The sequence below is a fragment of the Bacteroidales bacterium genome (assembly GCA_021648725.1).
Lineage (GTDB): Bacteria > Bacteroidota > Bacteroidia > Bacteroidales > JAADGE01 > JAADGE01.
In genome coordinates this window covers 1-17,484 of sequence record JAKISF010000030.1, presented here as the reverse complement: position 1 = coordinate 17,484, position 17,484 = coordinate 1, and the positions used below count along the sequence as shown (strand labels likewise).

The window sequence follows — 17,484 nt, the reverse complement described above, 5'->3', positions numbered from 1 at the left end:
TTTTGTAACTTTGAAAAAATCAAACTTAGAACTATGAAAATAATAAAATACATTTCTGCAATACTGGTTCTATTCACAACACTAAACAGTTTTTCCCAAGACACAATTTACCATTCTGTATTAAATGTTACGGTAACTGATATGGAAAAAAATATTAGTCCCGGAGATAAGATATTTTTTGTAAGCAAAAAAACCGGCAAAGTTTATTCCGAAATATCCGATAAAACCGGAAAATTTAAAATTACATTACCAAACGGCTCTGTTTATCAAATCAAAATAAAATCCTTTGACCAAGACATGAACTATACCGCTGTTGATATTGCAGAAGCCGATTACGATATGGAATTTGATGTAGGAATTTCGTATGAACTTCCGAAAACATATACGTTAAAAGATGTTCATTTTGATACAAATAAAGCAAGCCTTAAATCTGTTTCTTTTAAATCTTTAAACGAACTTGCCGAATTTATGAAGCATAAAACAACACTTAAAATTGAACTTGCAGGTCATACCGACAGCGACGGAGAAGCAGACATGAACCTTGACCTTTCTCAAAGACGTGCAGAAACCGTAAGGAATTATCTTATAAAAAAAGGTATTTCTCCCGATAGATTAACAGCAGTAGGCTACGGAGAAACCCAACCGGTTGAATCTAACTCCACAAACGAAGGAAAACAAAAAAACAGAAGAACCGAAGTTCGTATTTTGGAGCAATAAGTTGCATTTTATTCTTCAGTAAAAACCTTTCATCACACAAAAACAGCATTTCATTAAAAACAAGGAAACATTTTTTACTCTTTTCGTTTCTATGTGTAAAATGTTTTATATGTTTGCGACATGGAAGACATTAAACAAAAAATAATAGAAACCGCAACTTCTTTATATAAAAAGTTCGGAATCAAAAGTGTTACCATGGATGATGTTGCCAGAGAATGTATGATTTCAAAAAAAACATTATATAAATATGTTAATGATAAAATTGATTTACTGACAGAAGCATTCCGTTACGAATTCGGCATACAAAGTAAACGTTTTGAAGCCATAACAAAAAAGAAATTAAATGCCGTAGAAGAAGTTCTTGAAATACATAAAAACCTTATAAATATGCTGAAAACGCATAATCCTTCGGTAGAATATGATATGCATAAATATTATCCTGTAGTTGACAAAGAATTAAAAGAAAAAAAATCATTTTCAGTTTATCAAATGATGCTTAAAAATCTTAAGAAAGGAATTAAAGAAGGTTTATACTATAACGATATTGATATAGAACTAATTGCAAAACAAAGAGTTATACTTCAAGTGCAAAAAATTGAAAACTCAATTGTTTCATTTAAAGAATTTACAAAACCGCATGCAATGAAGCAAATGTTTATTTACCACCTCAGAGCAATTTGCAGCCCGAAAGGAATAAAATTATTAAACCAAAAAATTAAAGAATTAGACTAAAAATAATAAAATGTTAAAAATTAGAAACACAATTCTGTTAAGTTTACTTATCTTATTAGTTAATTTTTCAAGTGCTCAAAATAATTCTTCCGACAGTTCCGCAAACTATTCTTTAGAAGAATTAAAAAACTATGCAATTGAACATAACTACCAAATTCAAAATTCAGAGTTGGATATTAAAAAATCAAAAGCAATAAAATGGGAAACAACAGCGATCGGCTTACCTCAGGTTTCAGGCTCATTGCAATATGAAAATTTCACTGAAATCCCTACTCAATTAATGCCCAATTTCATTGCTCCCGCAGTTTATGACGTTAATACAAATGCATTCGGTTTAACACCGCTTGCTCCGTTTACCGAAGGTAATAAGATACCGATTCAATTCGGAAACAAGTACAATGCCGACTGGGGTGTTTCAGTATCTCAAATTATTTTCAGCGGAGAATATATTGTCGGTTTGCGAGCATCAAAAATATATATGAATTTATCTGAGAAATCAAAAGATAAAAGCATAATTGAAGTAAAAGAAAATATTGAAAAAACATATTATTTAATTTTGATTACCGAAGAAAGCATTATCGCTTTAGATTCTGTATATTCAAGTATTGCTAAATTATTAGGTGAAAATGAAAAGTTATATGAAGCCGGCTTTTTAGAAGAAACAGATGTTGAACAATTAAAATTAAATCTAAAAAGTACAGAGAACTCACTTATATCATTCAAAAAGCAAAAAGAAATTTTATACAGGCTTCTTAAATTTCAATCAGGAATTGATTACAATCAAAAAATAAATATTTCAGGAAAACTAAGTGACGCTATTGAAGAAATTGAAGAAAATAATTTATTTGCGGAAGAATTTAACATTAATCAAAATATTGATTATCAACTAATTCAAGTGCAAGAAAGCCTTGCTGATTTAAGTCTGCAACGCGAAAAAACAAAAACCTTACCTTCTGTTGTAGGATTTTACTCATATCAGAAAAAAGCAATGCTGGATTCTTTAAATTTCTTTTCCGAAGATGCTGAATGGTATCCGACTTCTGTTTGGGGAATCAAAGTTTCCATACCTATTTTCAGCAGCGGGCAACGTTATGCAAAAATTAAACAAGCACAATTTGATTTGGAAAAAATGCAAAACCTAAAAAGCCAAACAAAGCAAGCACTAATGTTAGAAACAGAACAAACAAAAGCAGATTTTTTAACAGCAATAAATACGGTAAGGAATACATCTGAGCAAAGACATCTGGCAAAAAAGATTTATGAAAACTCATATAAAAAATTCAAAATAGGAACCGAGCAAAGTTTTAACTTGGCACTCTACCAAACACAATATTTTCAAGCATTAACATCATATTATCAAGCATTAAACCAACTTATTGACAAACACATAAGTTTAAAAAGATTAATGAATCAATTGTAAAAACAAAAATCTTTTAACTGATTAAATGAAGTTCACAAATTACAATAAACAAAGTATTTTAAAATATATAAAATGAAAAAAATCAGCATCATCCTAATAACCGCACTTTTCTTCGGAGCATGCAGTTCTGAAAGATCAACCGAAGATATTAAAAATGAGATTTTCGAGTATAAAGAAAAAATTAAATTACTTGAAAAAGAACTGCATAAAAATCCGGATGCTGTTTTTGAAAACAGTATAAAAGTTAAAATTATTGAGGCAAAAAAAACCAAGGTTAAACATTCATTCTCTTCAACCGGAACCGCAAAAGCCGTAAATATGGCATTTATTTCTCCTGAAATGAACGGGCAAATTAAACGAATTTATGTTAAAGAAGGACAATTTGTAAAAAAAGGACAATTACTGGTTACACTTAATTCAGATGTAATATTAAGCAGTATAAAAGAACTGAAAACAGGTTTAGAACTTGCAAAAGTTCTGTATGAAAAGCAAAAAACACTTTGGGAGCAAAAAATAGGCAAAGAAATAGATTATTTACAAGCAAAAAACCAAAAAGAAAGTCTTGAAGCAAAACTTGCAACCGTTAATGCACAATATCAAATGAGCATAATAACTGCACCGTTCTCAGGTATTGTTGATGAAATTTATTTCAAAAAAGGTGAAATGGCTATGCCCGGCAGACAAGTTATTGACTTAGTAAACCTTAACATTATGGAAGTTGAAGCAGATATATCCGAAAAATACTTACCGTATATCAAAAAAGGAGATTCTGTTACCGTTAAATTTCCGACCTACCCCGATTTAATAAAAATTGCAACAATTAACAGAACAGGAAATATTATTAACCGTGCAAACAGAACATTTAAAGTTGTTGTTAAAATTGAAAACAAAGACAAAAAAATTAAACCGAATATGATTGCAAAAATCATTTTATCAGATTATTCAGGCGAAAATTATGCAATCCCTTCGATAATTATTAAAAGTGACAGAAAAGGAAACTACATTTTTATTGCAAAAGAAGAAAACGGAAAATTTAAAGCCGAAAAAAGATATATCAAAACAGGAATGCATACCGGAAATAACACCATTGTCGAATCCGGAATAAATGAAGGCGAAAAAATAATTGCAGAAGGTTATAACCTAATCAATTCAGGAACAACAGTTGAAATTGTAAAATAAACTTTTCTTTTGAAAGATAAAAAAATACAGCAATTCAAAAAATATGAAACGACGAGAATTTAACATAACAACAGCATCTCTAAAAAATAAAAACACGGTATATCTTTTAATTGCTATTTTGGCAATTGCCGGCGGATTAACATACAAAAACCTTCCGAAAGAAATGTATCCCGAAGTTGCCTTGCCCATGGTTATGATTCAAACACCATATCCCGGAAATGCTCCTTCCGACATTGAAAACCTTGTAACCAAACCTCTTGAAAAAGAGGTATTTACCGTAAACGGAATCAAAAACATGACATCAACATCTTCGCAAGATAATTCATTGATTATGTTAGATATGAATTCAGATGTAAACATTAAAACAGCTTTACAAGACGTTAAAGATGCTGTTGATCGAGCAAAAAGCGAACTGCCTGACGACCTGCCCGTTGACCCTGTTGTTCTTGATATTGACCCGTCTGAATTCCCTGTAATAAACATCAATTTATCAGGAGATTTCTCAACCGATGAACTAAAAATGTATGCAGAATATCTCGAAGAAAAAATTGAAGAAATCAATGAAGTTTCAAAAGTAAATATAAACGGCGCTGAAGAAAAACTTATCAGAATTAATCTTGACAAACAAAAAATGGATGCCTTTTATATCTCATTTGATAATATTGAAAACGCAATTGCGTATGAAAACATGAGTATGTCAGGCGGAGATTTAATAATAGGAAACACAAGGCGTTCAGTAAGAACTGAGGGCGAATTTAAAAATATCGAAGAACTTAATAACATAATTGTAAAAAGTGAAAAAGGAAATATTGTTTACTTAAAAGATGTTTTAAAAGAAGGAAAAGTAATTGACGGATACGAAGACATACAAAGCATATCGCGATTAAACGGTGAAACAGTTGTTACACTTCAGGTTATTAAAAAAAGCGGAGAAAATCTTATTCGAACTTCCGAGCAAATTTTTGAAATTATCGAAAATGCCGAAAAAACAATACTCCCCGAAGGTTTAACCGTAACCGTTACAAACGACCAATCAGACATGGTCAGGAAAATGATTAAAAACCTGGAAAACAGCATTATAATGGGAATACTGTTTGTAATGTGGGTTCTGTTTTTCTTTCTCGGAACAAGAAATGCAATGTTTGTAGGTATTGCAATTCCTATGTCAATGTTTATTTCATTTGTAATTCTCGGAGCAATCGGTTCAACCATTAACCTGATTGTTCTTTTCAGCTTAATATTAGCTCTGGGAATGCTTGTTGATAACGGAATTGTTGCAGTAGAAAACATCTATCGCTTCCGGCAACAAGGGTATTCGGCATTTGAAGCCGCAAAACTCGGTGTAGGCGAAATTGCATGGGCAATTATTGCTTCAACGGCAACAACTCTTGCAGCATTTGTTCCGCTTCTTTTTTGGCCCGGAATGATGGGCTCTTTTATGGGCTTTTTGCCAAAAACATTAATTATTGTTCTGTCATCTTCATTATTTGTTGCTCTTGTAATAATACCGGCATTTACATTAGTTTTCAAATCAAAAGGAGGCGAAAAACCGCCCAAAAAAAGAACCCTCATTATTACCGGAGTTTTAACAGCTTTTGCAATCATCTTTTACATTACAAAATTAATGATTGCGGCAAACTTATTAATGGTTATTGCAATCGTCACAATATTAAACTTTTATATCTTTTTTAAAATCTCAATTTGGTTTCAGGAAGTTTTGCTTATTAAATTAGAGAAATTCTACCTTAACTTTTTAAAATATGCCTTAAAAGGGAGAAAACCTACATTATTTCTTCTCGGAACAATACTGCTGATGTTCGGAACAATCGGCTTTATGAAATTAAGAAGTCCGAAAGTTAACCTTTTTCCCTTGAATGAACCCAAATTCTTTATGGTAAAATCTGAGCTCCCTATTGGTTCAGATATTACGGCAACTGACAGTATTGCAAAAGAGATTGAAAAAGACCTGAAAGAAATACTTACAAATGAAGACTATTTTAAAGATTCAATCGTAGAATCAATGGTTACCACAATAGGAAAAGGTGCTGTCGGAGAAAATGAACGAGCAACGGATAACCGACCCAACAAATCTATTACAACGGTAAATATGGTCGATTTTGAATTCAGAATGGGAAGGAATACATCAAATCTAATGCGTATTGTCAGCGATTCTCTTATCGGAAAATATCCGGGAGTAACTATTTCTGTTGAAAAAAATACTATGGGACCGCCCACGGGAAAACCGATAAACATAGAACTTTCGGGCGAAGATTTTAATCAATTAATGATTTATGCCGATACAGTTACTCAAATAATTAATCATTCCGGAATTTCAGGAATCGAAGGACTTAAACCGGATTTAGACCTCAACAAACCGGAATTGTTGATAACAGTTGACAGAGATGCCGTTAGAAGATTCGGAATGGCAACCGGACAAATTGCAGCAACAATAAGAACTGCATTATTCGGAAAAGAAATATCCGATTTAAAAGTAGGTGATGAAGAATATCCGATACAAATTCAACTTGCTCCCGAATATCGAAATAACATTTCAACTTTGTTAAATCAAATAATCACCTTCAGAAACCCCTCAACCGGAAAATTTGTTCACGTACCGGTTTCTTCGGTTGCAAAATTTGAATATACAAGTTCATTCAGTGCAATAAAACGAATTGACAACAAGCGTGTTATAACATTATACTCAAATATAATTGAAGGTGCAAACGGAACAGAGATTAATAATAAGTTAAGAAAAATACTCGACAATTTTGAATTTAAAGACGGGTATAAATATGAACTAACCGGAGAACAGGAAGAACAAAAAGAAACAGAAGATTTTATGATGAAAGCAATGTTAATTGCAGTTGCTTTGATTATTCTGATTATGGTTACACAATTCAACTCAATAATAAAACCGTTTATTATTATTGCAACAGTTATTTTCAGCACAATAGGTGTGTTCGGCGGAATTGCTACCTTTAAAATGGATTTTGTGATAATTATGTCAGGCGTAGGAATTATTTCTCTTGCCGGAATTGTCGTTAACAACGGCATTGTTCTTATTGATTATATTGATTATCTAAAACAGCTGAGAAGAAAAGAATTAGGACTTGAAGAAGACGCAAATCTTCCTTTTGATGAAATTGTGAACATAATAGTAAAAGGCGGACAAACCAGATTACGACCGGTATTATTAACCGCAATTACTACTATACTCGGTTTGTTGCCGATGGCAACCGGTTTAAATATTGATTTTGCAGCTTTGCTCAGCGATTTTAAACCCAACATATATTTCGGCGGCGATAATGCAGTTTTTTGGGGACCTATGGCTTGGACAGTTATTTTCGGACTTACATTTGCCACATTCCTTACATTAATACTTGTTCCCGTTATGTATATGATTGGTAATAAAGTAAAATTGAAATTTAATAAATAAAGAAACAGTACAGATAAATTAGTTGCAAAGCACTTTTGAAGAGCTCTGCAACTTTTTACTTAAAGCATTAAGGTCTTTGTTCTGTAAGATATTTTTATTCGTCATTTAGCAATTAATTTGATATTTTCATCAATTCCTTGTAATTCCCGATTCGGTATTCTAAGTTTAAATGTTAAATTCCTGAAACAAAAAATAAAATAATATATGCCTTTGCCTTTTTTTTTTACATTTGCATCCCTAAACTAAAAACAATAAATGGACAGCAAATTATTCAACAAGATTTTTGAAGAAAGCATAAAAAAATATCATATCAAGAATGATATAACTTTAAAACATTCATCCGAATATAAAGAAGACAGCATTGAATTTCTTCTTGATAAAAAAAATTGGATTGATACTGTTCAATGGCATCTTGAAGATATAATAAGAGAACCGGCTATTGAGCCCGAAAAAGCTCTTATTTTTAAACGTGCAATTGATAAATCAAATCAAGACAGAACAGACCTTGTTGAACTTATTGATGATTACTATTTCAATGAATTAAAAAATGTCGAAGCAAATTCGAGTGCATTTATTGCTACAGAAACTCCTGCATGGGCAATTGACAGATTGTCTATCTTAAATTTGAAAATTTACCATATGCGTGAAGAAGCCGAAAGAGAAGATGCCGATTCGGAACATAAAGAAAAATGTTCTTTTAAATTAAAAATTTTGCTTCAACAACGAGAAGATTTATCTTTGGCAATAAATCAACTTTTTAAAAATATTAAAACGGGAAAAGCGATTATTAAAACATACAAGCAAATGAAAATGTATAATGATCCTAAGCTTAATCCGATATTAAGAAACTCGGAATAATTTTTTAATGTAATTTTTCGGTTTTCATCATTGCTCTTTAAAAATGAAGATTTTAGTTATCAGATTATCGGCAATGGGCGATGTTGCCTTATGTGTTCCCGTATTAAAAGCGTTATCGGAACAATATCCCGATGAGCAAATATTTCTTTTAACAAGAAAAAACTTCAATCCCTTTTTTAAAGTGAAGGTCAGCTCCACAAGAACACTGCTTATCAATTTTTTGTTCTTTTAGCTCTTCGTAAGATTTTTCATTTAAGGCATCAACTTCTTCATTGTCAAAGATAGTTTCAATATTTGCACCGTAATCACATGCTTCACACACAACAAGAGTATCTTCACCACTATTTGCCAAAACATGGAACTCTTTACTTCCATCTCCACCAATAGCTCCACTATCAGCTTCAACCACTCTAAAATCAAGCCCAAGTCTAGTGAATATCTTTTTATACGTCACTTGCATCAAGTCAAACTCTCTGACCATGTCTTCCTTAGAAGAGTGAAAAGAGTATCCATCTTTCATCAAAAACTCACGACCTCGTAAAAGTCCATACCTAGGTCTTGCTTCATCACGAAATTTTGTATTAATCTGATATAAATTTAGAGGTAAATCTTTGTAAGAAGTTATTCTGTTTTTTACTAGTTCTACCATAGCCTCTTCATTTGTAGGACTCAGTACAAAATCATTTTCATGTCTATCTTTAATACGAAGCATCTCTTTTCCCATTGTCTCAGAACGACCGCTTCTTTCCCATAAACTAATAGGAGTCACAAAGCTAAGCTGTACTTCATTACAACCTGCCCTGTCCAACTCTTCTTTTACGATAAATCTAATCTTTTCTAATACAATTTTTCCAAGTGGCATAAAGTTATAAAGCCCAGCACCTTGGCTGTTTATAAAACCGCCTCTTACTAGAAATTGATGACTAGGCAGAGTTGCATCTGACGGTGCTTCTTTTGTTGTTGGAATAAACGCTCTACTTCTTCTCATTTTTATCCTCGTTTACTATCAGAAGCGTGTTCACGTCTATACTTCTCTGGCATTTCATCATTATCTTTTATTAAAAACTGTAAGGCACCTGTTACTGTATCTGATTTTGCATCTTCTGAAACACCTCTCATCTTAGAAGTCATTTCATGTAAAAATCTTTTCATAACTTGTTCACTCATCTTATGAACCTGTGCCTCATACTCTTTTGGAATATAGCCATTTTTCATGACTCTGTCACTCTCTTCTTTTGCCGCTTTAAAAGCTTTTTCATATATCTCTTTTATTACCGGTTCAACATTTAAAGTATCCAGCCACTCAAAAAATTCTACAGTACTTCTACCAATAATACCATGAGCTTTTCTTGCTCCATCTTCACGTAAACCTATATTTTCATCTACAATAGTTTTTAAATCATCTATAACGAAAAGATTTATGCGCTCATCCCCATGAGAATCTATATCCCTTGGAAGTGCCATATCAAACCAGTATCTGTCAAAATCACAAGGTTTGACAATTTCATTTGTAATGATTGGTTTTGGGGCAGAAGTTGCAGTAAAAAGAATCTCAAACTCATTTACAGCAGTTGCAAGCTGGTCCATATCTAAGACTTTTGCTCCACACTCCTTGGCTAGTTCAGAGGCTCTACATTTTGTTCTGTTTATAATATAAACATCAGCACCATTTGATACAAGATGCTTAGCTGTAATCTCTGACATTTCTCCAACACCAATAACTAGGGCTCTTTTACCCTCAACATTATTGAGGACTGATTTTAGTTTTGAAACTGCTACACTGGCAATAGAGACTGGTTTAGAAGATATATCTGTAGCATTTCTAACTTTTGCTGCACACTTAAAAGCATGATGAACAGCTCTCGCAATCTTTTGACCACAAAAACTATTATCATATGCAAACCTATAAGCATCTTTTAACTGACCGGCAATTTGAGTCTCACCAACTACCATAGAGTCAATGGAAGATGCAACACTAAAAAGATGATGCACGGCACTACTGTCATCAAACACATCTGGTCTTTCTTTAAGTTTGCACATGTCAATATTCGAGTTTTGTGTTAATAACTCAAATATATATTCCGTAGCACTGGTAACATCATTGGAACTACAAAATACTTCCATTCTATTACAAGTTGACAAAAGCATGCTTTCATTAATAGCTTCATGGCTATTTAGCTGCGTCAGTAATTTCATTTTATGACTATCATCCGGATAGGACAATTTCTCTCTAACTTCCATAGTTGAATTTTTATGTGTAAAACTTATAAGTAAATAGTGCATTAGTAACTTCTTTTTATCATTGTATGTAAAATACCTATGAGCTCAACATCATCTTTCATGGCATTCATTGCCTCATTTGAAAGTTTCTGCGCTAACTCAAAAGACTTTTCAATAGTTTTGTGCTCTTGCATCTTCTGCTTGATCCAAGCACTCTCTTGCTCGCCCAACAATTTCCCATGCAGAGAAACCAACCTTTTTTTATCCTCTTCATTCAAAACTTTATAGAGATAAATATATGGCAGTGTACACTTACCCTCTACAAAATCATTCATAGCAGGTTTACCAAGTGTCGCTGCATCAGCAGTAATATCTAAAATATCATCAATAATTTGAAAAGATAGACCAAGATTTTTTCCGTAAAGAGCATGTGAGACAGAGTCTTTACCGGTCAAAATAGCACTAGCTTCAGCAGCGGCTTCTATTAAGGTAGCAGTTTTGAGATATAACATGTCAAGGTATTTTTCTTCGTCCGAGTTAAACTCATCAGCCATCTTTACATCTATCATTTCACCCTTAGAGAGTGCAGTAACAGAAGAAGCGATTATTTTAGCGATTTTCTTATCAAAAGAAACCAGTTCAGTAAAGGCTTTTGAGTAGAGAATATCTCCAAGCATTACAGCTGTTTTACTACCATCTGTTGCATTTACAGAGGGAATACCGCGTCTAAGACTTGCTTCATCGATTACATCATCATGTAAGAGACTTGCCCCATGAATAAGCTCTACAATAGCCGCAAGAAGAGGAGCTTCTTCATGCTCACTTGCTATCTTTAAAATTAATTTGGCGCGAAGTCTTTTTCCTCCAGAGAGCATTCCAAAAAGGCGAGTTACTTCATCATAATCACACTCATCAATAAGTCTTGCTATCTCTTTCTCAACTCTCTGCATTATCTCTCTTTAATCATTTTTTTAAATCTTTTAACATTATTTGGAAATTTTTATCAGACAACAAAAGTTCAAACTCTGCTTCGCCTCTCTTGTCATTAAATTCTTTAAATTTAACTAATATATATGGCACATTATAAAAATCAGCTCCTCTAGGCTTCAATTCAAGCCTAAAACTTTGATTTTTATGTCTTAAATATAGTACATTTTGAGCAACAATTTTATCGTAAGACCTAAATACTACGAGTCCACCATTCTTGTACAGTGTCCAGCTAAATTTAAAAAGTTTTTCTTTGTCGTTGTATTTTACAAGAATTTTCTTTTGCTCATCTTTTTTTAGTGTTATTTTATTGATTTCTCTAAAATCATTGGCAAAAATGGAACTAAAACTAAAGAGTAAAAGAGTAAAAACCTGTAAAAAATTTCTCAATTTTATCTATTCGCTTTTTGAAACGATTTCACCCATTAGTTCAATACATAAACTTTTCATCTTAGTTTCAACGCCATCACGCTCTTCAAGCATTAGCATTTTGACTTTTTCATGAAAATCATCTCCTAAGTGTTCATTAAGAAGCATTTCCAAGGCTGCTGTTTTTCTTATAAAATTAGCTAAATCAAATCTTACAACATCATTGTTAGCAGTAAATACAATGTCCATAAGTTTACTCTCTGGAGAACCTAAGAAAACATCATCTTCATCTTCAAATAAAGCACTGTATTTCATTTATCAATTCCTTTTTATTAAATATTTTGCGATTATATCATTACTATAATAATGATGGCTTAACACCTGACATTAAGTCTTATTTTTCTATAATACAACAATGAAAATATATGACTATTTAATTATTGGAGCGGGGAGTGCCGGATGCAACAGTGCTTACTTTTTAAAGCAACATGGCAAAACAGTGGCAGTCGTTGACAGAGAAGGGATTGCTGGCGGGGCAAGTGGGGCAGCAGGAGCATTTCTCTCCCCTCTTCCCGGTAAAAAAAATATTTACAACACTTTTGTAAATGTTGCTCTAAATTTCTCAATAAATTTTTATCAAAAATTAATTCCTGATGCGATGGATAAATTTGGTGTACTGCGGGTTCCAAATGATAATTTCAATAATGAAAAACTACAAAACAATCATATAAAGAATGAGTATTTTGACACCAAAAAACTTCATAATATTTCAAAAAACTTTAGAGATGTTGATGGATATTTTTATGAAAATGCAGCTGTTTTAGAGCCTAAAATGATTTGTGATAAGCTGCTTGAGGGCTGTGATTTTTTTGTTGAAGATATAAAGGGGTTAACCTTTAAAAACGGCCTATATGAAGCAGGAAAATTGAAAGCAAAAAATATTATTTTAGCTCAAGGAGTAAGCAACTCTTTAGTTGAACTGCCATATATGAATATATCTCCAATATTTGGACTTAGAATTGATGTTAAAACAACAACCAATATCCCTTTTAATATTCATAAATCCATCTCTGTCTCAGCTAATAAACATAATGACACTGTATCAATAGGTGCTACTGGGCAGAGGCATGACACACAAGATATGACATGTGAGACTACATGTGATAAATGTGCATTTTATATAAATACAGATGGAGAACAGATCAAAACTCTTTTAAAACAGGCGGATGAACTAATTAGGTTAGAAGACGTAGAAGTTGTAAAAATATATAAAGGCGCAAGAGCAACAAGCAAGAGTTACTTCCCTGTTATTGGCAAAATCATAGATTATGAAAATTCTATCAAAAAACACCCCTCCATAAAGAATGGAACCAAAATTCCAGAAGACTCACTGGAGTACTACCCGAATCTGTATGTCGTAAATGCACTTGGTTCAAGAGGTTTTGTATTTGGCCCTTATCTGGCAAAAATTTTAGGTGAAAATATTATAAATAAAACTCAAATACCAAAAGAGTTATCAACCCAAAAACTTTTTTACAAAATGGCCAGGAAAGCGTGCTTTAAAACACCAACAGAGCAAAGCTCCGTTTAGCTATTACTTTACTATCTGCGTACCAATACCAGCGGATGTAAAAAGTTCTAGCAGCATAGAGTGTTCTAATCTGCCATCGATTATGTGCGCTTTTTGTACTCCGCCTTCTATGGCTTCTAGACAAGCATCAACTTTCGGCACCATTCCTCCATGGATTGTCCCATCAGCCTTTAGAACTTCAACTTCTGCTTTTGTAAGAGTGCCTAAAAGCTCTTTATCATTGTTTAATACACCTGGTGTGTCCGTTAAAAATATAATCTTATTTGCGCCTATTGCTTTTGCAACATAAGAGGCACAAAGGTCAGCATTTATATTGTATCCAGGATGACCCATCTCTTCACCGGCAGCAATAGGTGCGATTACCGGAATAAACTTCTCTGCTATAAGGTTTGAAATGACTTCAGCTTTAACATTTGTAATATTTCCTGTCAGTCCCCACTTAGAAAAATCTTTTGGCTTTGCAGTAATAAAATGTGCATCTTTGCCACTGATACCTATTGCTTTTACACCGTGAGAGTTAAGAAGTGAAACTATCTCTTTGTTTATCTCTCCGCTTAGTACCATTTCTACAATTCTCATAATATCTTTTGAAGTTACACGCTGACCGTCAATAAACTTTGTTTCGATATTAAGAGCATCCAACATGTCACTGATTTTCTTGCCGCCGCCATGGATAATAACAGGTTTAATCCCAACTAGGTACATAAGCAGTATGTCTTGAGCAAACTTCTCTTTTAACTGAGGTGATTCTTGGGCTGAGCCACCGTATTTTATAACTACTATCTCTTTATTAAACTCTTTTATAAACGGTAAAGCTTCAAGTAGCGTTTGTACTGTTTCAATCTTTTTTTGCACTGTTATTCCTCCTATAATTATCTATTGTTTTAAATATATTTTCATCAACTTCCACATGTAAATCTAACAGTGAAAGGGGAAGTTCGAAAGACTCTAGTTTTACAAAATCTTTATAAGTTACTAAAACTGAATCTGAGCCATCTCTTTGAAGTATCTCCTCTATCTCATTTTTTGTAAATGAGTGATGATCTTCAAAGTAGTTTTTACTAACCACATGTGGTATAAAACTATTCAAACGATTTGGTCTTGCAATGGCAGTTACAAGTGACATTTTATCACTTTTATTTTTAAGTTCAACCACTCTTTTGAAATCTTTTCCATCTTTTACTGTAACAGCCTCTTTTGAAGCCCATAATCTCTCTCTAAACGGTCCGGCTGGCAAGCAGGAAGTATTACTTGAATTTACTTCTATAAGCAAGTCAAGTTTTTTTATATCGTGCTTTGAGTAGGCATCGTCTAAAAAAATAATTTTTGCACCAAGCTCTTTAGCTTTTAAAATTCCATCTTTTCTATCTTCACTTACAATAACAATTGCCTTTGGAAGCTTCTGAGCATAGATCATAGCTTCATCACCACTAATGTTTACATCTTTTAAAATCTCGCCTTCATTACTCACGACATGCAAACCACTACTCTCTCGTCCATATCCACGAAGAACAATTGCAACATCATCATATTTTGATGCCAGCGCTGTAACAAGCGGTGTTTTTCCACTTCCGCCTACACTTAGATTTCCAACACTTACAATATCTACATCAAAGTTTTGGGCAGTTTTGCTCTTAAATCTAAGATACATAAGTAAACAGTAAATCCAACTAAGAGGGAGAAGTAAAATAGAGAGCAGTTTTTGAACAAAACTTGGGCTGTAGAAATACCCTTCAACCCAAAAAACTAGATTTTTTTTCAATAACTTTGCTTTTAAACTCTTGTTGAAGAAACACTTTTAATTTTATCTATAACAAATTTAACTTCTTGATCGCTCATACTAGCATAAATTGGTAGAGACATAACCTGCTGATAAATTGTTAATGCGGTAGGAAAATTATTTATTTTTAGTGAATATTTTGTCTTATAATACGATAAAAAGTGTAGTGGGATATAGTGAAGTCCGACCTCAACACCCTCTTTTTTCAGTTCAAGAGCAAAAGAGTCTCTATTTTTATCTACTTTAATTATATAAAGAGAAAATGGATGTTCACTACTAATTGCTTTTGGTATAGTTATATGATCAACCGTTTTTAGAGCTTCGCTGTACATGCCGGCAATCTCTTTAACTCTTTGTAGATTTTTATCTTGCTCTTGTATTTGTGCTCTAATATATGCAGCATCTAGCTGACTCATAGAGTAATCAAACCCGATATCTACAATATCATAAATGTATTCCAATGAATCCTCATCTTTTTTCATAGCATGTGAACTTAAAAGTTTAGCTCTTTCAATAATCTCTTCATTATCTGACACAAGCATGCCACCATTGCAAACATCTTTTTTTAGATGGGCTGAAAAATCAAAACAAGTTATATCTGCACCTGTTGTGCCTATCTTTTTACCGTTATATGTAGCACCTAAAGCTTCACTTGCATCTTCAACAATTTTTACTTCATATGTTTTAGCCATCTCGTAAAGTCTATCTAAATCCGTACATTGACCAGCTATATGAGTAACTATAACAGCTTTTAATTTTTTAGATACATTTTCTTCTAAATATGCTTCAAGTTTATCAAGATTAATATTATAAGTATCAGCATCTATATCTATGAAAACCGGCTCTGCATCAAAATGACGAACAACTTCCGGTACATTTGGATGAGTGTTGACAGAACAAACTATCTTATCACCACGCTTTAAATCAAGAGCTAACATTGCTAAATGAAGTGCAGAAGTGCCGTGTGAAGTTGCTAGTGCATACTTCGCACCAATATAAGAGACAAAGTCACTCTCCAACTCTGCAACCTGGTCTAACTTTTCGCCATCTAAAACATCACTTACATTTGAATGCGCTTGCCTGCTGCTTTCATACCTACTAAATGGAACTTTCATACTTCACCCTTTATAAAGTTATATCTCTTGGATAATTAAAATCATGATTTATAGTTCTAGATGTCAATTTTGCAATTACCGGCATCTTTCTCTTAAACTGATTCGCAAATATTCGCCCAATAATCATATCGAGCATGTCCCTGTCACATCCCTGTTTAATAATATCTTCTTTGCTTAATCTGTCTTCTACATAAAACTTCAGTACTTTATCAATTTGGGCATAAGTATACCCCAAATCAGCCTCATCACTCTGACCATCCCACAAATCTGCGGAAGGTGGCTTTTTAATAATACTTTTTGACACACCCAAGTACTCCGCCAACTCATATACTTCACTCTTATATAAATCACCTATCGGGTTTATCGCACTTGAGAGGTCTCCATAAAGAGTTCCATAACCTAACATTAATTCGCTCTTATTACTAGTTCCAAGCACCAAAGCACTCTCTCTAGCAGAGATATCAAAAAGAGTAGTCATTCTAAGTCTTGAAGAAAGATTTCCTTTTCTAAGATTATTCATGTTTGGATTCAATTCTTCATATATTTTCAATATTGGTTTTATTGAGGAAGTAATTACGTTTATTGAAAAATCTTTACAAAGTTCATCTGCATCATCAACTGAACTCTGCGAAGAGTATTGTGATGGCATCTTTACACATAAAAGATTATCTTTAAAAACTCTTTGAGCCAGTACAGCCACAACAGCAGAGTCAATTCCGCCACTAAGCCCCAAAACTACTGAGCTAATCCCTGTTTTACGAACTTCGTTATCTAAAAAATGCTGCAGATAAGTTGTTATCTGCTCATATTTCTTCATCACTAACCTTTAAGTAACTTTAACAAAAAATATTATATCAAAAATTCTTTAACAAATAACTGAACCCTCTGAACAAGCCAGCTGATTCTTCTTGATTTTGATATTCTAGCATTTTAAAAATTCACTTTCAATTTTCAAGTGATTTTTTAGACTATTTTTCTATTTTTTACTGATTTGTATCGCAATCTCTCTCTTTTTTGTTCTTTTGGTATCAGTTCCTAGCTCTAGCCAGTGCAGGTGTCCGTCTTAGGTTATAACAGGCT

16 protein-coding genes are annotated in these 17,484 nt (G+C 33.0%); 7 read left to right on the top strand and 9 right to left on the bottom strand.

From position 1 onward, the window contains the following. The first annotated feature begins 33 nt into the window (after window positions 1–33). From L3J35_10825 to L3J35_10800, 6 genes are all read left to right on the top strand, one after another. Window positions 34–717 (top strand): OmpA family protein, encoded by a 684-nt coding sequence (locus L3J35_10825; protein MCF6366682.1) that lies wholly within the window; start codon window positions 34–36, stop codon window positions 715–717. A 120-nt stretch (window positions 718–837) separates the two neighbouring features. Then, entirely contained in the window at window positions 838–1,449 is a 612-nt protein-coding gene (locus L3J35_10820; GenBank protein ID MCF6366681.1) for a TetR/AcrR family transcriptional regulator, read from the top strand. A 10-nt stretch (window positions 1,450–1,459) separates the two neighbouring features. After that, window positions 1,460–2,869: a TolC family protein gene (locus L3J35_10815; GenBank protein MCF6366680.1), complete on the top strand. Its 1,410-nt coding sequence runs from the start codon at window positions 1,460–1,462 to the stop codon at window positions 2,867–2,869. A gap of 72 nt (window positions 2,870–2,941) precedes the next feature. After that, window positions 2,942–4,048 carry an efflux RND transporter periplasmic adaptor subunit gene (locus L3J35_10810; protein ID MCF6366679.1) on the top strand — a complete coding sequence of 369 codons (1,107 nt, stop codon included), beginning with the start codon at window positions 2,942–2,944 and terminating at the stop codon, window positions 4,046–4,048. A 43-nt stretch (window positions 4,049–4,091) separates the two neighbouring features. Then, entirely contained in the window at window positions 4,092–7,484 is a 3,393-nt protein-coding gene (locus tag L3J35_10805; GenBank protein MCF6366678.1) for an efflux RND transporter permease subunit, read from the top strand. Between the two features lie 255 nt (window positions 7,485–7,739). Next, window positions 7,740–8,342, top strand: a complete 603-nt coding sequence (locus tag L3J35_10800; protein MCF6366677.1) for a DUF4254 domain-containing protein — start codon at window positions 7,740–7,742, stop codon at window positions 8,340–8,342. Between the two features lie 148 nt (window positions 8,343–8,490). Here the strand turns inward: L3J35_10800 and proS are convergent, their stop codons facing one another. Genes proS through L3J35_10775 form a run of 5 tightly spaced genes read right to left on the bottom strand, consistent with a single transcriptional unit; the run spans window position 8,491 to window position 12,233 of the window. Then, window positions 8,491–9,330, bottom strand: a complete 840-nt coding sequence (proS, locus tag L3J35_10795) for a proline--tRNA ligase (protein MCF6366676.1) — start codon at window positions 9,328–9,330, stop codon at window positions 8,491–8,493. A gap of 2 nt (window positions 9,331–9,332) precedes the next feature. Then, window positions 9,333–10,583: a glutamyl-tRNA reductase gene (gene hemA, locus L3J35_10790; protein ID MCF6366675.1), complete on the bottom strand. Its 1,251-nt coding sequence runs from the start codon at window positions 10,581–10,583 to the stop codon at window positions 9,333–9,335. 41 nt (window positions 10,584–10,624) lie between these two features. Next, window positions 10,625–11,512 (bottom strand): polyprenyl synthetase family protein, encoded by an 888-nt coding sequence (locus L3J35_10785; protein MCF6366674.1) that lies wholly within the window; start codon window positions 11,510–11,512, stop codon window positions 10,625–10,627. A gap of 13 nt (window positions 11,513–11,525) precedes the next feature. Then, a complete protein-coding gene (locus L3J35_10780) occupies window positions 11,526–11,939 on the bottom strand; it encodes a hypothetical protein (protein ID MCF6366673.1) in 414 nt (137 codons plus the stop codon). 6 nt (window positions 11,940–11,945) lie between these two features. After that, window positions 11,946–12,233: a DUF2018 family protein gene (locus tag L3J35_10775; GenBank protein MCF6366672.1), complete on the bottom strand. Its 288-nt coding sequence runs from the start codon at window positions 12,231–12,233 to the stop codon at window positions 11,946–11,948. Window positions 12,234–12,333: 100 nt separating this feature from the next. On the opposite strand from L3J35_10775, the gene L3J35_10770 reads away from it, so the two are divergent. Beyond that, a complete protein-coding gene (locus L3J35_10770) occupies window positions 12,334–13,509 on the top strand; it encodes an FAD-binding oxidoreductase (protein ID MCF6366671.1) in 1,176 nt (391 codons plus the stop codon). Window positions 13,510–13,512: 3 nt separating this feature from the next. Here L3J35_10770 and argB read toward each other — a convergent pair whose 3' ends face one another. The 4 genes from argB to L3J35_10750 are packed head-to-tail and all read right to left on the bottom strand — an operon-like array spanning window position 13,513 to window position 17,221. Further along, a complete protein-coding gene (argB, locus tag L3J35_10765; GenBank protein ID MCF6366670.1) occupies window positions 13,513–14,364 on the bottom strand; it encodes an acetylglutamate kinase in 852 nt (283 codons plus the stop codon). Continuing rightward, on the bottom strand, window positions 14,348–15,271 hold the full coding sequence (locus tag L3J35_10760) for a tetraacyldisaccharide 4'-kinase (GenBank protein MCF6366669.1): 924 nt from the start codon (window positions 15,269–15,271) through the stop codon (window positions 14,348–14,350). Before L3J35_10760 ends, argB begins: the two co-directional genes overlap by 17 nt. Before the next feature lie 11 nt (window positions 15,272–15,282). Next, window positions 15,283–16,404, bottom strand: coding sequence for a DegT/DnrJ/EryC1/StrS family aminotransferase (locus tag L3J35_10755; GenBank protein ID MCF6366668.1), 1,122 nt, complete (start codon window positions 16,402–16,404; stop codon window positions 15,283–15,285). A gap of 10 nt (window positions 16,405–16,414) precedes the next feature. Continuing rightward, window positions 16,415–17,221, bottom strand: coding sequence for an NAD+ synthase (locus L3J35_10750; GenBank protein MCF6366667.1), 807 nt, complete (start codon window positions 17,219–17,221; stop codon window positions 16,415–16,417). Window positions 17,222–17,484: the final 263 nt, after the last annotated feature.